This is a genomic window from Variovorax sp. CF079, from assembly GCF_900101545.1.
GTDB lineage: Bacteria > Pseudomonadota > Gammaproteobacteria > Burkholderiales > Burkholderiaceae_C > Variovorax.
The window spans coordinates 105,185-120,256 of sequence record NZ_FMZU01000002.1; the positions used below are offsets into that span (position 1 = coordinate 105,185).

Genomic DNA, 15,072 nt, shown 5'->3' on the forward strand with positions numbered 1-15,072 from the left:
GAATCCGATGCAGTTCGTCGCATGCACGCACGACACCCACGCCGTTGCGATCCTGGAGATCTTCAACGATGCCATCGTCAGCTCGACCGCCCTCTACGACTACAAGCCCCGCACGCTGGAGAGCATGGTCGGCTGGTTCAAGACCAAGGAGGCGGGCGGGTTCCCCGTGATCGGCGCCATCGGAGAAGACGGCGGACTCCTCGGCTTTGCCAGCTACGGCACTTTCCGCGCCTGGCCCGCGTACAAGTACTCGGTCGAGCACTCGGTCTACGTTCACAAGGACCACCGGGGAAAAGGCCTGGGCCTGCTGCTCATGCAGGAACTGATCGCGGCTGCCAGGGCGCAGCAGTATCACGTCATGGTCGGCGCCATCGACCTGGCCAACAAGGGCAGCATCGCCCTGCACCAGAGGCTAGGCTTCGAGCACGCCGGAACCATCAGGCAGGCCGGATTCAAGTTCGGCCGATGGCTCGACGTGGACTTCTGGCAGCTGGTGCTCGAAACGCCGGCGAATCCGGTCGACGGCTAGCCTGCGTCCTTCAGGCCAGCAAGGCCTTCACCAGATCGAGCTGCCGGTCCGGCACCCCGCTCGTGAGCTGCAGATTCGCCTCGATGCGCGACAGGTGATCCGTCATGCAGGCCACGGCAGCCTCCACGTCGCCGCTGCGGCATACGCGCAGGAAGTCCGAATGCTCGTCCGAAGAGCAGTGCGGATCGTTGGAGGAGTGGTAGAGCATCGCGATCAGCGAGCTGCGCGCGACCAGTTCGCGCACCAGCTCGGCCAGCGTGCCGTTGCCCGCGGCCTCGGCCAGCGCGACGTGGAAATCGCCCAGCAGCTTTTCGCGCACGGTGCCCGTGGTCGTGGAGCGCAGCGCGCTGCGCTCGAACTGGATGTGCTGCTCCAGCGCGCGGTAGTCCGCGGGCCGGGCCTTGGCGATGAAGAGGCGCACCACTTCGCTCTCGAGGATGCGGCGCACGCCGAAGACCTCGCGCGCTTCCTGCACGCTGGGCTTGCTGACGAAGGCGCCCTTGTCCGGAATCATCTCGATCAGCTTGTCCTTGGAAAGCGTCAAGAGCGCCGCGCGGATCTTGGTGCGGCTCACGGCATAGACGCGCCCCAGCGCCTCCTCGCGCAGCCAGGTGCCGGGCGGCAGGCGCTTCTCGACGATGGCGGTGGCGATGTCCTGCGCGATGCTTTCGATGGTCGCGCTCTTGTCGGGCGCGGCGGCCGCTTCGGGAACGGCCGCCGGCGTGGTCGTGGTTGCTTTGGTGACGCGGGGCATGGCGCGATTGTGGACGAGCGGCGCCGCGTCGCGCGCGGGCTTCAGGCCGCGCGTTTCAGCGCCGGCGCCGGAGACGGCAGCGTGAAGCCTTCCAGCAAGCCGGCGACCGGCTTCGGCAGCGGCTGCGCCAGCTCGCCGCGCTTGCTGGTGGCAAGCCGCAGGTTCACCAAGGATTCGATCAGCTGCGTACTGGCTGCCACGCCGTCGACCACCGGAACGCCCAGCACCTGGCCGATGTGCGCGCACAGGTCGGCCATGCCGGCGCAGCCGAGCACGATGGTGTCGGAGCCGTCTTCGTCGAGCGCACGCCGGCATTCGTCGACGATGCGCTCGCGCGCCTTCGAGCCCGGCGCCTCCAGCTCGAGCACCGGAATTTCGCAGGCCCGCACGTTGGCGCAGAAGCGCTTCATGCCGTAGGCCTCGGCCAGGTGCCAGGCCTGGCCCGTCGTGCGGCCCAGCGTGGTCACCACGCTGAAGCGAGTGCCGACCAGGCTGGCCAGGTGCATGGCCGCCTGCGCGATGCCCACCACCGGCGCGCGCGCCAGCTCGCGCGCGGCCGCGAGGCCCGGATCGCCGAAGCAGGCGATCACATAGCCGTCGATGCCTTCGCGTTCGCCCGCGGCGATCTCCTGCAGCAGGCCGGGCACCGCCAGCGCCTCGTCGTAGTGGCTCTCGATCGAGGTCGGGCCCATCGAGGGGCTGACCGCCACGATCTCGGTGCCGGGCCGCGCGACCGAGCGCGCGCAGGCGCCGATCTTCTCGGTCATGCTCCAGGTGGTGTTGGGGTTGATGATCTTGATGCGCATGAAAGTTCAGGGCTTGCGGTTGAGGAGGGCGTAGATCACGAAGCCGAGGCCCATGCCGATGAACCAGGCGTAATTGGCGGCGCCGCGCCAGGCCGGGATCAGCACGCACAGGATCGGGATCAGCGCCGAAGGGATCATGGTCCACACGGCCTTCAGGTTGTAGCCCTTGCTGTACCAGTAGCGGCCCTTGGGGCTCAGCGTGTAGAGATCGTCCACCACCACCTGCTGCTTGCGCACCAGGTAGAAGTCGGCGATCAGGATGCCAAACAGCGGGCCGATGAAGGAGCCCAGGATGTCCAGCGTGTAGTGGATCACCTCGGGGTTGTTGTAGAGGTTCCAGGGCGTGAGGAAGATCGAGCCCACCGCGGCGATCATGCCGCCGGTGCGCCAGCTGATGTGCTGCGGCGCGACGTTCGAGAAGTCGAAGGCCGGCGAGACGAAGTTGGCGACGATGTTGATGCCGATGGTGGCGATCATGAAGGTCAGCGCGCCCAGCACGACGGCGGTGGTGCTGTCGATCTTGCCGACCGTGTGCACCGGGTCGGTGATCAGCTCGCCGAAAACCGGCAGCGTCGCGGCCGTGGTGATCACGGTGAGCAGCGAGAAGAACACGAAGTTGACCGGCAGGCCCCAGAAGTTGCCCTTTTTCACCGCGTCGAAGCTCTTGCTGTAGCGCGAGAAGTCGCCGAAGTTGAGCATCGGGCCGCTGAAGTAGCTCACCACCAGCGCAATCGCCGAGAGCATCACCGGCAGCGCGTCCCAGCCCTGGAACTTGACGCCGCCCAGGTTGAGGTCGATGCGGCTCCAGCCGGCCTTCCACACCAGCCAGCCGCACAGGATCGTCATCACCACGTAGACCCCCGGGCCGGCCCAGTCGATGAACTTGCGGATCGCTTCCATGCCGTGCCAGAACACGAAGGCCTGCAGCACCCACATCACCATGAAGGCCAGCCAGCCCAGCGCCGACAGGCCTGCGAAGCCGTGCAGCTTGACGTCGGCGTACGGCGCGAGGTTGGGGAACAGGTGCAGCGCGAGCACCATGAAGGCGGCCGAGGCCAGGTAGGTCTGGATGCCGTACCAGGCCACCGCGATCAGGCCGCGGATGATGGCCGGGATGTTGGCGCCGCGCACGCCGAAGGAGGCGCGGCAGATCACGGGGTAGGGCGTGCCGGTCAGCTGGCTCGGCTTGGCCACCAGGTTGCAGAAGAACTGCACGATGCAGATGCCCACCAGCAGCGCCACCAGCACCTGCCAGCTCGACAGGCCGAGCGCGAACAGGCTGCCCGCGGTGATGTAGCCGCCGACGCTGTGCACGTCGGACATCCAGAAGGCGAAGATGTTGTATTGGCCCCAGGTCTGCTTCTTGAGCGGCGCGAGGTCTTCGTTGGTGAGGGCGGGGTCGTAGCCCGGCTTGATGAGTGCGTTGGATTCGGTATGCGGCGCATGGCCGGCGATCGGCAGGTCCATGCTTCCTGGGCTGACGGCTGTGTTCACGGGTGTCTCCTCGTGGGGGATGGGCGGATGTCCGAACGGCATGTTCGGTTCGTTGATTGCACCCTATATTTGTATACAAAAAATGGGTGCAATCAAGGAAGATCTGCGGCCTGGTGGTTGGTGTTTACCCTTGCTTGAGGAACAATCGCGCCATGAACCCTGGCGACAAGAACGAGGCGATCGAGTGCCGGCTGGTGCGCTTGCGCGGCCGCGTGCAGGGCGTCGGCTACCGGGATGCCTGCCTGCACCACGCGCGCGCCAAGGGCATCACCGGTTGGGTCCGCAACCGCGCCGATGGGTCGGTCGAAGCCATGCTGCAGGGCTCTCGCCGCGAACTGGATGCCATGTGCAACTGGCTGCGCGACGGCGTGCCCGGCGCATGGGTCGACGCGCTCGAGCTCACGCAGGTGCCGCCGCCTTTCGATCGCCTCGATCGTTTCGAACGGCTGCCCAGCTTGTAGAGCAGACGCAAAAGAATCTATCTTTTGTCCTTGTCGAAGCCGCTTCAACCGGCGCGCCCGGCTGGCCACACTCCGGGCCAAAGGAGACAAAGCATGAAAGCCAGCCACTACTTCGCGCGTCGCGCGATTCTTCGGGCCTGCCTGGCCTGCGGCATAGCCCTCGGTGCCCCCTTGGCCATCGCCGCCTACCCCGACAAGCCCATCAAGCTGGTCGTTCCCTATCCGCCCGGCGGCGCCACCGACGTGATCGGGCGCATCGTCGCGCTCAAGCTCGGCGAGCTGCTCGGGCAGCAGGTCGTGGTCGACAACCGCGGCGGCGCCGGCGGCAACATCGGTGCCGAGGCGGTCGCGAAGGCAGCGCCGGACGGCTACACCCTGCTGATGGGCGCGCTGACTTCGCACGCGACGATGGCGACGTTGGAGAAAGGGCGCCTGCGCTACGACATCTCGAAGGACTTTGCACCCGTCATGATCGTCGGGTCGGTGCCGCTGGTCGTGGTGGTCAATCCGCAGGTTCCGGTCAAGACGCTGAAGGAACTCATCGCCTACGCCAAGGCCAACCCCGACAAGTTGAACTACGCCTCGTCCGGCGCCGGCGCGCCCCAGCGCATGGCCGCCGAAATCCTCCAGCGCGAGACCGGTATCAAGATGACGCACATCGCCTACAAGGGCAGCGGTCCGGCGATGACCGACGTGGTCGGCGGCCAGGTCGGCCTGATGGTCGAGACGGCGCCGGCCTCGCTTCCCTTCATCATTTCGGCCAAGCTTCGTGCGCTGGCGGTCACGACGCCGCAGCGGATCTCGATGCTGCCCGATGTGCCCTCGGCGGCCGAGGCGGGCGTGCCGAACCTCGAAGTCAGTTCCACCTTCGGCGTCCTGGCGCCGGCGGGCACTCCCGCGGCCATCGTGGCGCGCCTCAACGAGGCGCTCGCGAAACTCGTGCAATCGCCCGAAGCCAGGGAGATGCTGCTCAAGCAGGGCGTCTATGCGGCGGCGCCGACGACGCCGGCGAAGTCGGACGAGCAGATCCAGGCCGAGATTGCCCGCTGGAAAAAAGTCATTGCCGACGCCAATATCAAGTCCGACGAATGAGGGCCCACTGAACATGTCCAAAGCCTCCTCCAAGCCCGACGGCACCGATGAACCCTCGGGCATGCGCAAAGGCCTGACCAGCTACGGCGACCAGGGCTTCTCGCTCTTCCTGCGCAAGGCCTTCATCAAGGGCGCCGGCTATACGGACGCGGCGCTCGATCGCCCCGTGGTCGGCATCGCGAACACCGGCAGCGCCTACAACCCCTGCCACGGCAATGCGCCGCAGCTCATCGAAGCGGTGAAGCGCGGCGTGATGCTCGCCGGCGGACTGCCGATGGACTTTCCGACGATCTCGATCCATGAGAGCTTCGCGGCGCCGACGAGCATGTACTTGCGCAACCTCATGTCAATGGACACCGAGGAGATGGTCCGCGCACAGCCGATGGATGCCGTGGTCCTGATCGGCGGCTGCGACAAGACGGTGCCGGCGCAGCTCATGGGCGCGGCCTCGGCCGGCATTCCCTCGATCCAGCTGATTACCGGTTCCATGCTGACGGGCAGCCATCGCGGCGAGCGCGTCGGCGCATGCACCGACTGCCGGCGCTACTGGGGCAAATACCGCGCGGGCGAAATCGACGACGAGGAAACCGCCGACGTGAACAACCAGCTGGTGGCGAGCGTGGGGACCTGCTCGGTCATGGGCACGGCCAGCACCATGGCCTGCATTGCCGAAGCGCTGGGCATGACGATGCCGGGCGGCGCTTCGCCGCCGGCCGTCACGGCCGACCGCATCCGCATCGCGGAGCAGACCGGCGCGCAGGCTGTTCAGATCGCGCGCGACGGCCTGACCATCGACAAGGTGCTCACACCCGCTGCCTTCGAGAACGCGATGCGGGTGCTGCTCGCGATCGGCGGCTCGACCAACGGCATCGTGCACCTCGCCGCGATCGCGGGCCGGATGGGCCTGGACATCGATCTGCACGCGCTCGACCGCATGGGGCGCGAGACGCCCGTGCTGCTGGACCTGAAGCCCTCGGGCCAGCACTACATGGAAGACTTCCACAAGGCCGGCGGCATGGCGACGCTGCTGCGCGAACTCCAACCCTTGCTGCGGCTCGAGGCCATGACCGTCACCGGCAGGACGCTGGGCGAAGAGATCGAACGCGCGGGGCCGGGATTCGCGCAGGACGTGGTGCGCACCGTGGACAACCCGATCTATCCGCAGGGCGGCATCGCGGTGCTGCGCGGCAACCTGGCGCCGGGCGGGGCCATCATCAAGCAGTCCGCGGCGGATGCGGGGCTGATGGAGCACGAAGGCCGCGCCGTGGTCTTCGAGAACATCGAGGACCTGGTCCTGCGCATCGACAGCGACGATCTCGACGTCGCGCGCGAGGACGTGCTGGTGCTCAAGAACATCGGCCCCAAGGGCGCACCGGGCATGCCCGAGGCAGGCTACATCCCGATCCCGCGCAAGCTCGCGCGCGCGGGCGTGAAGGACATCGTGCGCATCTCCGACGGCCGCATGAGCGGCACGGCCTTCGGCACCATCGTGCTGCACGTGACGCCGGAGTCGGCCATCGGCGGTCCGCTCGCGCATGTCCGCAACGGCGACCGCATCCGGCTGAGCGTGGCGAAGCGCGAAATATCGCTGCTGGTATCGGACGACGAACTGGCGCGCCGCGCGAAGGAGTCGCCGGTGGTCGAACCGATGGCCGAACGAGGCTATCGAAGGCTCTTTCTGCAGACCGTGATGCAGGCCGACAAGGGCGTCGACTTCGACTTTCTTCGCGCGCCGAAACCTTAAGCACGCCCTTTGCAGACGGCCTGCGCCTCGGCAAGAAGGGCCTTCGCCAGCCCGGCGCGCGGCCCGTGCGTGGCCCAGATCAGGCCCACGCGCCGCACCGGCGCGCGCGCCGGCAGCGCCACGCGTGCGATCGCGAATCCGCTGTTCCACATCGGCCCCCAATCCGGCAGCAAGGCCACGCCCAGCCCCTGGCCGACCAGTGCCGCGACCGCCATCAGGTTGTCGATCTCCAGCCGCTGCCGCACGCCGATGCCGTGGTCGCGCAGGTAGCGGTCGGCCAGTTGTCCGCCCACCACCGAGCGGTCATAGCGGATGAAGGGCTCGGTCGCGAGCAGCTCATGGGCCTTGCGCCGGGCCAGGGCCTTGGGCGCGACCACGACCAGGCGCTCCTCGAACAGCGCCTGGAAGGTGCAGCCCTTGCCGATGGCGAATTGAGGCTCGACCACGATGGCGGCGTCGAGCGCGCCGGTCGTCACCTGCCGGCACAGTTCCACCGAGCTGCCGGGCGCGACGAAGACCGACAGATCGGGAAAGCGCGCGTACAGCCGCTTGAGCACCAGCGGCAGCACGCTGGTCATGGCCGAGACGAACACGCCCAGGCGCAACTCGCCCAGCGACGCGCCGTCGCTGGTGACCGCCCGCAGGTCGCGCACGTCGCGCAGCACGTTGCGGGCGCGATCGAGCATCTTGAGCCCCGCCTCCGTGGGGCGCACGGAGCGGCCGGAGCGTTGGACCAGCGGCAGGCCGATGTCTTCCTCGAGCGCCTTGACGCGCGCGGCGATCGCGGCGGGCGTGAGGTCGAGCCGGCGCGCCGCCTCGGCCATCGAGCCCAGTTCGGCGACGGCGACAAAGCTCTGAAGGTAGCGCGTATCCATCGGCGCGAATGTACAGGCCGGCCCAGCTCAAACCCAAAAAATCTTTTGCTTTGACCGTGCTGGCTTCTTGCCCTCGAGAACACCCGTCATTCGATACTTCATCCGCATGAACTCCCATACGACGAAGCGGCTGCGCGGCGTGATCGCGCCGGTGCTCACGCCTTTCAACGACAAGCTCGAGCCCGACGTCGTGCGCTTCATCGCCCACTGCCGCTGGCTGGTGGACAACCATGCGGGGCTGGCGATCTTCGGCACCAATTCGGAGGCGGCATCGCTTTCCGTCGGCGAGCGGCTGTCGTTGGCGCAGGCCTTGGTGGAGGCCGGCATTCCCGCCGCGATGCTCATGCCGGGAACGGGGGCCTGCGCATTGCCGGACGCGGTGGAACTGACCCGCCACGCCACCCGGATCGGCGCCTCGGGCGCGCTGGTGCTGCCGCCCTTCTATTTCAAGGGCGTGTCCGACGATGGCGTGTTCGCCTATTACGCGGAGATCATCGAGCGGGTGGGAAGCGGCTGCGTGCCCATCTACCTCTATCACATCCCGCAGCTCAGCCAGGTGCCCATCACGCTCGACCTGATCGAGCGTCTTCTGGAGCGCTACCCGGGCACGATCGCGGGCGCCAAGGATTCCTCGGGCGACTGGAACAATTCCAAGGCCATGATCGACAACTTCGCCACTGCAGGCTTCGACGTGTTCCCGGCCAGCGAGTCCTTGCTCTCCCAGGCCTTGCCGATCGGCGGCGCGGGTTGCATCAGCGCGACGGTGAACATGAATCCGGCCGGCATCCATCGCCTGTTCGAAGGCTGGCAAGGTCCCGAAGCCGCCGAGCTGCAAGCCAAGGCGGACGCCATTCGCACGATCTTCCAGGCCGCGCCGATGATCCCGGCGATGAAGCACGTGGTCTCCAGCTTCGCTGCGCATCCATCATGGCGCAGGGTGCGTCCGCCGCTCGTCGCGCTGGGCGACGCCGCGGGCGGCGAGGTCCTGGCCCGGCTGGACGCCGCCGGGTTCGACATGTCCGGCTACCCGCGACGCCCTCAGTGAAGCTCTGCACGTTCGCGCCGCGATCACTATGATGGCCTGCCGCCACCGCATCGCAGCAAACCCATGAGCATTCCCACCACCCGCCTGGGCCGCACCGGCCTGACCGTGTCGCGGCTCGCGCTCGGCACCATGACCTTCGGGCTGCAGACCGACGAAGCCGTCTCGCAGCGCATCCTCGACAAGGCGACCGAGGCCGGCATCAACTTCCTGGACACCGCCGACGTCTACCCGCTCGGCGGCACGGTCGAGACCACCGGCCGCACCGAAGAGATCATCGGCCGCTGGCTGCAAGCTAAAGGGCCGGGCGCGCGCCGCCGCTTCGTGCTCGCCACCAAGGCGGTCGGCAAGGTCGGCCCGAACCCCTGGGACCAGGGCGCATCGCGCAAGCATTTGCTCGATGCCATCGACGCCTCGCTCAAACGGCTGCAGACCGACCATGTCGACCTGTTCCAGCTCCACAGCGACGACCGCGAGACGCCGCTCGACGAGAGCCTGGAGGCGCTCGATGTCATCGTCAGGTCGGGACGCGCGCGCTACATCGGCGTCTCCAACTTCCTGGCCTACCGGCTGGCGCGTGCGCTGGGCCGCTCCGAGCTGCACAAGCTCACGCGCTTCGTCTCGGTGCAGCCGCGTTACAGCCTCTTGTTCCGCGAGATCGAGCGCGAGCTGCTGCCGCTCTGCGGCGAAGAGGGCCTGGGCGTGATTCCCTACAACCCGCTCGCGGGCGGTCTGCTGACCGGCAAGTACAAGGCCGGCGCCAAGCCCGAGGACAACACGCGCTTCACGCTCGGCACCGCGGGCACGATGTACCAGGACCGCTACTGGAACGAGCGCAGCTTCGCGAGCGTCGCGCAATTGCATGCGCTGGCCGACGAAGCGGGCGTGCCGCTCGCGACCCTGGCCGTCGCGTGGGTGATGGCCAATCCGCTGATCACCGCGCCGCTGCTCGGCGCCAGCCGGCCGGAGCAGCTCGATGCCACGCTCGCGGCGGCCGACTACAAGCTCGATGCGGGACTCAAGCAGCGGCTTGACGAACTCACCGCCGACTACCGCAAAGGCGACGCGCCGCGCTGACACAAGAGACAAGAGGGCACGCCGTCACTGGATCACCTTGTCCGCCCGGTTCAGCACCGAGCGCGGGATGGTGAAACCGATGCGCTTGGCGGTCTTCAGGTTGATCAGCAGCTCGAACTTTGTCGGCTGTTCAATGGGAAGATCCGCCGGCTTGGCGCCTTTCAGGATCCTGTCGACGTAGCGGGCGCCGTCCTTGCCTTCCATGCCGTAGCCGGGTCCGTAGGCCATGAGGCATCCGTTTTCCGCATAGTCGCCCCGTGCGCAGATCGACGGCAAGCCGCTGGCGATGGCCAGCTCGGCAATGAGCTTCTGGTTCGAATTGGCGACCGGGTTGAGCGTGATCCAGACGGCGCTGCTGCGCGCCTTGACGGCTTGCGTGAACGCAGCCACGTACTCGTCGACGCTGCTCACCTCCATCGAATAAAGCTGCAGACCCAGCTTCTCCGCGGGCGCCTGGCTGGCTTCCCACTGTGGAATGGAGCCCGGCGCCTTGCGGTCCCAGAGCACCGCGACCCGGCTGGCCTTGGGCATGGTTTCCTTCAGCAGCTCCAGCCTCTTGCCGGCCAGGACCGCCGCCACGTTGGTGATCCCCGTGCTGTTGCCGCCCGGCCGCGCCAGGGTTTCGGCCAGGCCGGTGGTGATCGGGTCGGTGACGCCCATGAAGACGATGGGAATGGTGCCGGTCGTCTTCTTGGCAGCCAGGGCTGCGTTGGTCGTGACCGTGACGAGGACGTCGACGTCCAGTCGGACCAGCTCGGCCGCATGGCCGGGAAGCCGCTCGAAATCCAGGCTTTCATGGCGGTAGTCGATCTGGATGTTCTGCCCTTCGACATAGCCGAGGTCGCGCAGGCCTTGCCGGAATGCCTCGAGCCGGGGTGCGTCCGCGCTGGCCGAAACGGCCGCCAGATAGCCCACGCGCGGCACCTTCCTGGGCTGCTGGGCCTCGGCGACGGGGCCGGCGGCAAGCATCAGCGCGCAAAGAAGAAGCCGCAGGTTCTTGCCGTTCATCAGGTTTCTCCTTCGGAGCTTCCGTCTTCCATAGGCTGATTGGTGGATTTCGCCGAGTCCGCAAAGGCGGAAAATCGGCGCCGCGCCGCTGTGAATGGCGCAGCCAATCGACGACAAAGTGATCGAATCATGAAAGCCCCGGCCGCGTGGACCTCGCTGGGCTTCCGTGGCAACGCGCCATCAGCAGTCGAAATGAAAGCAGCCGAGGAAGATGGCCGTGCCATGCCCGATGTCGCTCTGCCGGCAGAGTCCGCGCGCGACATCCACCGCGGGCACCTGTTCCGCAAGTACCTGCTGCTGATCCTCTCCTTGGTCATGGCTGTGCTGCTGGCGTCGGGCGCGATCAGTCTCTACTTTTCCTATCAGGAAAACAAGGCGGCGCTGGCCAGCCTGCAGCAAGTCAAGGCCGTCGGCGCGGCGTCGCGGATCGAGCAATACATCCAGCAGCTCACCGAACAGCTGAGCTTCGCGTCGGTTCCGCTGTTCGACGAAGCGGACCTGGAAGCGCGCCGCATCGAGTTCCTGCGGTTGCTGCGCCAGGTTCCCGAGGTGACCGACGTGGCGCAGCTCGATGGCAGCGGCCTCGAACGGGTTGCGGTGTCGCGCCTTGGCATGGACTCGGTGGGCTCCGGAAAGGATCGCTCGTCGGAAGCGCCGTTCCAGCATGCCCGGGCCGGCTCGCCCTGGTTCGGGCCGGTGTACTTCCACAAGGACACCGAGCCCTACATGACCGTGGCGATCCGGTCGGAAGGCGACAAGAGCGCCGTGACGGTGGCCGACCTCAATCTCAAGTTCATCTGGGACGTGATCTCGCGCATCAGCACCGACGACGCGGGCAAGGCCTACGTGGTGGACCGCAACGGCCTGCTCGTGGCGGACCCGGACATCGGCCTGGTGCTGCGCAAGACCAGCCTCGCATCGTTACCGCACGTCCGGGCGGCGGCGGCGGCGAAGGCGCCGGGCCCGCAGGCCATGGTGACGCACGACCTGCAGGGCGCGCAAGTGCTGGTTTCGGTGGCGCCGATCGAGCCGCTGGGCTGGAACGTGTTCGTCGAGCGGCCGATGGCCGAGGTGTATGCCAAGCTGAACGCCTCGATCCTGCGCACCGGCCTGCTGTTGCTGGCCGGCCTGATGGTCTCCGCCGTGGCGGCATGGGTGTTGGCGCGCAACATGGTGCGGCCGATCCGCACGCTCGCCGCGGGCGCGCGGCGCATCGGCGAGGGCGAACTGGACGCGCAGATCGTCGTCAAGACCGGCGACGAGCTGGAAGCCTTGGCCGATCAGTTCAACCGCATGTCGGCGCAGCTGCGCGAGTCGTACGGAGAGCTGGAGCGCAAGGTCGAACAGCGCACGGCGGAACTGACGGCGTCGCTCGAATTCCAGACCGCGGCGGCGGAAGTCCTGCGGGTGCTCAGCCACACGCCGTCGGATCTGCAACCGGCCTTGCAGGCGATCGCCGAGCGCTCCGTGCTGCGCTGCCGCGCCGATGCCAGCAAGATCTGGCTGCAGGAGGGCGATCACTTCCGGGCTGTCACCGGCTATCCGGTCAAGGGCGGTTCCGGGCCGGGCCGCGACGATGCCCTGCCGATGAGCGCCAGGTCGGTGGTCGGCCGGGCATTCGTCGAAGGCCGGACGGTGCATGTCGAGGATGTCGCCCAGTTGGTCGATTGGAGGCCCCCGGCATCGCGCAAGGCGCCGAAGCGCAACGACGTTCACACGGTGCTTGCCGTGCCGATGGTGCGCGAGGGCGCGTCGATCGGGATCATCGCCGTCCTTCGCAAGGAAGTGCAGCCCTTTTCGGATGCGGAAGTCCGCCTGGTCGAGACCTTTGCCGACCAGGCCGTGATCGCGATCCAGAACGCGCGGCTGTTCCGCGAGATCGAGAACAAGGGCCGCGAGCTCGAGGTGGCCAACCGCCACAAGTCGGAATTCCTGGCCAACATGTCGCACGAGCTGCGCACGCCCTTGAACGCCATCATCGGCTTCTCGGAGGTGCTGACCGAGCGGATGTTCGGCGAGGTCAACGACAAGCAGATGGAATACCTGCAGGACATCCATTCGTCCGGCCAGCACCTGCTGACGCTGATCAACGACGTGCTCGACCTGTCGAAGATCGAGGCGGGCCGGATGGAGCTGGACCTGAGCTGCATCGACCTCGGCCTGCTCATGGACGACGCACTGACCCTGGTGCGCGAGCGCGCGCAGCGCGACGGTGTGCTGATCTCCCTCGAGATCGGCGATGGACTGACGGAATGGGTGGCCGATGCCCGAAAGGTCAAACAGGTGGTCGTGAACCTGCTGTCGAATGCGGTGAAGTTCACGCCGGCCGGCGGCAGCGTGCGCCTCCGCGCCCGGCGCCTCGATGCGGCCGGCCAAAGCGTCGCCGAGGTCAGCGTGGCCGACACCGGCGTGGGCATCGCCCCGGAGGACCAGGCCCTGGTGTTCGACGAGTTCCGCCAGGCCGGCAGCGACGCTTTGCGCAGGGCGGAAGGCACCGGCCTGGGCCTGGCGCTGGCCAAGCGCTTCGTCGAACTCCACGGCGGAACGATCCGCGTCGAAAGCCGGCCCGGCGAAGGCGCGACCTTCAGCTTCCTTTTGCCGATGCAGGTTCCGGAGGCTGTGATATGAGACGCCGGGCCGCTCCCAAGTCGAATAGCGCCGCAGCGCATGGCGCGGAGGTTATCGAATGAGCACCATCCTGATCATCGAAGACAACGAGAAGAACATGAAGCTGATGCGCGACGTCCTGCAGCACGCGGGCCACGCCACGCTGGAGGCGAGGACCGGGGAGGCGGGCGTGCAGCTGGCCATCGACCACCCGCCCGACCTGATCCTGATGGACGTGCAGCTGCCGGGCATGGGCGGCATCGCGGCCCTGCAGAAGATTCGCGAGCAGCCGGCATTGCAGGCGGTGCCGGTCATCGCGGTGTCGGCCTCGGTCATGCCCGAAGACCATCGCAGCATCGTGAACTCGGGATTCGACGCCTTCATGACCAAGCCGATCGCCCTGAAGACCCTGCGCGCGACCGTCGATCGCTTCCTGAAACAGAAGGGACCGCGATGAGTGCCCACATCCTGGTCGTCGACGATGTCGAAAAGAACGTCAGGCTGCTCGCCGACGTCCTGACGGCGCGCGGCTATCAAACGAGCACCGCGGCCTCTGGCGAGGAAGCGCTGGCATGCATCGCGGCCGACCTGCCCGACCTGGTCTTGCTGGACGTGATGATGCCGGGGATGAACGGCTACGACGTGTGCCGCGCGATCCGTGCCGATCCGGCTTGCGCGGTGCTGCCGGTGGTGCTGGTGACCGCGCTGGACCCGGAACACGAGCGCGTGAAGGGGCTGGAGGCGGGTGCGGACGACTTTCTGAGCAAGCCCATCCACCAGGCCGAGTTGATGGCGCGCGTGCGTTCGTTGCTGCGCGTCAAGGCCTTGTACGACGAGGTCCAACGGCAGAGGGCCGAGCTGCAGGCCTGGAACCTCACGCTCGAGGAGCGCGTGGCCGATGCCGTAGAGCAGCTCGAACGCGTCGGGCAGCTCAAGCGCTTCTTCTCGCCGCAACTGGCCCAGGCGATCCTGGCCGGCGGCGCCGACGATCCGCTCAAGAGCCATCGGCGCGAGATCACCGTCGTCTTTCTGGACCTGCGCGGCTTCACCGCCTTCACCGAGACGGCCGATCCCGAGGAGGTGATGGCCGTGCTGGGCCAATACCATGCGGCGATGGGCCGGCTGGTGCTGGCCCACGAGGGGACGCTGGAGCGCTTTTCCGGCGACGGCATGATGATCTTCTTCAACGATCCGCAGCCGGTGCCTGATGCGCCGGTGCGCGCGGTGCGAATGGCCGTCCGGATGCAGGAGGAGATGTGCCACCTCAGCGGCCAGTGGCTCCGGCGCGGCTACGACTTGCACATGGGCATCGGCATCGCCCAGGGCTTCGCGACGATCGGCAGCATCGGTTTCGAAGGGCGTATCGACTATGGAGCCATCGGAACCGTGACCAACCTGGCCGCACGGCTGTGCGGAGAAGCGGAGGGTGGCGAGATCCTGCTGTCGCAGCGCGTCCAGGCCGCCTTGCAGGAGGCGCGGCCGGAAGGCGAGTGGTCGATCCAGCAGGCCGGCGAACTGGCGCTCAAAGGCTTCCAGCGCAAGGTGCCCGTATGGCGCGTCGTGCCGGATTCCTGAACTGGGGC

General features: G+C 67.3%; 14 protein-coding genes. 9 read left to right on the top strand and 5 right to left on the bottom strand.

Translation table 11 applies throughout. The annotated features are described in order from the left end of the window. The first annotated feature begins 7 nt into the window (after positions 1 to 7). On the top strand, positions 8 to 529 hold the full coding sequence (locus tag BLS74_RS02910; RefSeq protein ID WP_093103247.1) for a GNAT family N-acetyltransferase: 522 nt from the start codon (positions 8 to 10) through the stop codon (positions 527 to 529). 10 nt (positions 530 to 539) lie between these two features. Here the strand turns inward: BLS74_RS02910 and BLS74_RS02915 are convergent, their stop codons facing one another. From BLS74_RS02915 to BLS74_RS02925, 3 genes are read right to left on the bottom strand one after another with little or no spacing between them, the layout of a single operon-like run. Next, positions 540 to 1,283, bottom strand: a complete 744-nt coding sequence (locus BLS74_RS02915; protein ID WP_093102828.1) for a GntR family transcriptional regulator — start codon at positions 1,281 to 1,283, stop codon at positions 540 to 542. A gap of 41 nt (positions 1,284 to 1,324) precedes the next feature. After that, positions 1,325 to 2,089, bottom strand: a complete 765-nt coding sequence (locus tag BLS74_RS02920; RefSeq protein WP_093102830.1) for an aspartate/glutamate racemase family protein — start codon at positions 2,087 to 2,089, stop codon at positions 1,325 to 1,327. Between the two features lie 6 nt (positions 2,090 to 2,095). Next, entirely contained in the window at positions 2,096 to 3,556 is a 1,461-nt protein-coding gene (locus BLS74_RS02925) for an NCS1 family nucleobase:cation symporter-1 (RefSeq protein WP_093102832.1), read from the bottom strand. Between the two features lie 179 nt (positions 3,557 to 3,735). Between BLS74_RS02925 and BLS74_RS02930 the strand changes: the two genes are divergently transcribed. The 3 genes from BLS74_RS02930 to BLS74_RS02940 all read left to right on the top strand — a co-directional run bounded on the left by BLS74_RS02930 (position 3,736) and on the right by BLS74_RS02940 (position 6,880). Beyond that, positions 3,736 to 4,044: an acylphosphatase gene (locus tag BLS74_RS02930; protein ID WP_093102833.1), complete on the top strand. Its 309-nt coding sequence runs from the start codon at positions 3,736 to 3,738 to the stop codon at positions 4,042 to 4,044. A gap of 93 nt (positions 4,045 to 4,137) precedes the next feature. Continuing rightward, a complete protein-coding gene (locus BLS74_RS02935; protein WP_093102835.1) occupies positions 4,138 to 5,136 on the top strand; it encodes a Bug family tripartite tricarboxylate transporter substrate binding protein in 999 nt (332 codons plus the stop codon). Positions 5,137 to 5,149: 13 nt separating this feature from the next. Continuing rightward, positions 5,150 to 6,880, top strand: coding sequence for an IlvD/Edd family dehydratase (locus BLS74_RS02940; protein WP_093102836.1), 1,731 nt, complete (start codon positions 5,150 to 5,152; stop codon positions 6,878 to 6,880). Here BLS74_RS02940 and BLS74_RS02945 read toward each other — a convergent pair. After that, entirely contained in the window at positions 6,877 to 7,755 is an 879-nt protein-coding gene (locus BLS74_RS02945; RefSeq protein WP_093102838.1) for a LysR family transcriptional regulator, read from the bottom strand. The genes BLS74_RS02940 and BLS74_RS02945 overlap by 4 nt on opposite strands. A 106-nt stretch (positions 7,756 to 7,861) precedes the next feature. Between BLS74_RS02945 and BLS74_RS02950 the strand changes: the two genes are divergently transcribed. Both BLS74_RS02950 and BLS74_RS02955 read left to right on the top strand, forming a co-directional pair. Continuing rightward, a complete protein-coding gene (locus BLS74_RS02950) occupies positions 7,862 to 8,800 on the top strand; it encodes a dihydrodipicolinate synthase family protein (protein WP_093102839.1) in 939 nt (312 codons plus the stop codon). A gap of 63 nt (positions 8,801 to 8,863) precedes the next feature. Then, complete coding sequence (locus BLS74_RS02955; protein WP_093102841.1) at positions 8,864 to 9,874, top strand: aldo/keto reductase; 1,011 nt, start codon at positions 8,864 to 8,866, stop codon at positions 9,872 to 9,874. Positions 9,875 to 9,898: 24 nt separating this feature from the next. On the opposite strand, the gene BLS74_RS02960 is transcribed toward BLS74_RS02955, so the two are convergent. Continuing rightward, a complete protein-coding gene (locus BLS74_RS02960) occupies positions 9,899 to 10,882 on the bottom strand; it encodes an ABC transporter substrate-binding protein (protein ID WP_093102842.1) in 984 nt (327 codons plus the stop codon). A 129-nt stretch (positions 10,883 to 11,011) separates the two neighbouring features. Between BLS74_RS02960 and BLS74_RS02965 the strand changes: the two genes are divergently transcribed. The 3 genes from BLS74_RS02965 to BLS74_RS02975 are packed head-to-tail and all read left to right on the top strand — an operon-like array spanning position 11,012 to position 15,064. Beyond that, positions 11,012 to 13,510, top strand: a complete 2,499-nt coding sequence (locus tag BLS74_RS02965; RefSeq protein ID WP_093102844.1) for a sensor histidine kinase — start codon at positions 11,012 to 11,014, stop codon at positions 13,508 to 13,510. A gap of 58 nt (positions 13,511 to 13,568) precedes the next feature. Then, entirely contained in the window at positions 13,569 to 13,946 is a 378-nt protein-coding gene (locus tag BLS74_RS02970; RefSeq protein ID WP_093102845.1) for a response regulator, read from the top strand. Next, the gene (locus tag BLS74_RS02975; protein ID WP_093102847.1) at positions 13,943 to 15,064 is read left to right on the top strand and encodes an adenylate/guanylate cyclase domain-containing response regulator; all 1,122 of its coding nucleotides are present in this window, start codon (positions 13,943 to 13,945) and stop codon (positions 15,062 to 15,064) included. Before BLS74_RS02970 ends, BLS74_RS02975 begins: the two co-directional genes overlap by 4 nt. Positions 15,065 to 15,072: the final 8 nt, after the last annotated feature.

Bases quoted from the DNA above. Each gene is read 5' to 3' on its own strand.
- BLS74_RS02910 (WP_093103247.1), top strand. From the start codon at position 8: ATGCAGTTCGTCGCATGCACGCACGACACCCACGCCGTTGCGATCCTG.
- BLS74_RS02915 (WP_093102828.1), bottom strand. From the start codon at position 1,283: ATGCCCCGCGTCACCAAAGCAACCACGACCACGCCGGCGGCCGTTCCC.
- BLS74_RS02920 (WP_093102830.1), bottom strand. From the start codon at position 2,089: ATGCGCATCAAGATCATCAACCCCAACACCACCTGGAGCATGACCGAG.
- BLS74_RS02925 (WP_093102832.1), bottom strand. From the start codon at position 3,556: ATGGACCTGCCGATCGCCGGCCATGCGCCGCATACCGAATCCAACGCA.
- BLS74_RS02930 (WP_093102833.1), top strand. From the start codon at position 3,736: ATGAACCCTGGCGACAAGAACGAGGCGATCGAGTGCCGGCTGGTGCGC.
- BLS74_RS02935 (WP_093102835.1), top strand. From the start codon at position 4,138: ATGAAAGCCAGCCACTACTTCGCGCGTCGCGCGATTCTTCGGGCCTGC.
- BLS74_RS02940 (WP_093102836.1), top strand. From the start codon at position 5,150: ATGTCCAAAGCCTCCTCCAAGCCCGACGGCACCGATGAACCCTCGGGC.
- BLS74_RS02945 (WP_093102838.1), bottom strand. From the start codon at position 7,755: ATGGATACGCGCTACCTTCAGAGCTTTGTCGCCGTCGCCGAACTGGGC.
- BLS74_RS02950 (WP_093102839.1), top strand. From the start codon at position 7,862: ATGAACTCCCATACGACGAAGCGGCTGCGCGGCGTGATCGCGCCGGTG.
- BLS74_RS02955 (WP_093102841.1), top strand. From the start codon at position 8,864: ATGAGCATTCCCACCACCCGCCTGGGCCGCACCGGCCTGACCGTGTCG.
- BLS74_RS02960 (WP_093102842.1), bottom strand. From the start codon at position 10,882: ATGAACGGCAAGAACCTGCGGCTTCTTCTTTGCGCGCTGATGCTTGCC.
- BLS74_RS02965 (WP_093102844.1), top strand. From the start codon at position 11,012: ATGAAAGCCCCGGCCGCGTGGACCTCGCTGGGCTTCCGTGGCAACGCG.
- BLS74_RS02970 (WP_093102845.1), top strand. From the start codon at position 13,569: ATGAGCACCATCCTGATCATCGAAGACAACGAGAAGAACATGAAGCTG.
- BLS74_RS02975 (WP_093102847.1), top strand. From the start codon at position 13,943: ATGAGTGCCCACATCCTGGTCGTCGACGATGTCGAAAAGAACGTCAGG.